Origin of the sequence: Limisphaera ngatamarikiensis (genome assembly GCF_011044775.1) — a bacterium.
Classification (GTDB): Bacteria; Verrucomicrobiota; Verrucomicrobiia; order Limisphaerales; family Limisphaeraceae; genus Limisphaera; species Limisphaera ngatamarikiensis.
The window spans coordinates 51,907-52,429 of the sequence record NZ_JAAKYA010000081.1; the positions used below are offsets into that span (position 1 = coordinate 51,907).

General features: G+C 57.9%; 1 protein-coding gene. It reads right to left on the reverse strand.

Going from position 1 to position 523, the window contains the following annotated elements; translation table 11 throughout:
* Nucleotides 1–523, reverse strand: a 523-nt coding sequence (locus G4L39_RS12145; protein WP_165108457.1) for an RHS repeat-associated core domain-containing protein, incomplete at both ends; no start/stop codon positions are given.

Here is a 523-nt window from a genome sequence, read left to right on the forward strand (position 1 = left end):
GCCCCTGAAAGTAACCGTGCATACTGGTGGATGGCCGCCAGGAACAGCTACCGGGTACCCAAGCCCTGGCAGGGGTATTGGCCACTCCGTAAAACCTACGATTCGGAGCTGATAGATAATCTGGCATTTGTCATCCAGATCAACATAATGACGCGTTTTCATACCCGGCTCTGGATCGGGAAGCAAAATTTCTGTTGTAAGCACCAGGCGCACTGTTGCAAGCCCCAGAACGTCCACAGCACCGACTGTATTGTTTCGACTGAACGCATAATCTGCGAGGTCGGCGCGCGCTTTTCTCCTCAACTTCACCACCGGCCCTTGCAATGATTCCCACCCCATCGGATCCCTGCTCAACCACCTTCCCAGGGCGGGACTGTAGGCACGGTATTCGTACAGCACCAGGCCCGTCCCGTCCTCCGTCCGCTTCGTGCTGAACCGAAACGGATTCCACCCCGCCGCAGCGCCCGTCAGCCGCAAAGGCTCCCCAAACGCTCCATACTCGTACCGGGCAGTCTCGGTACCG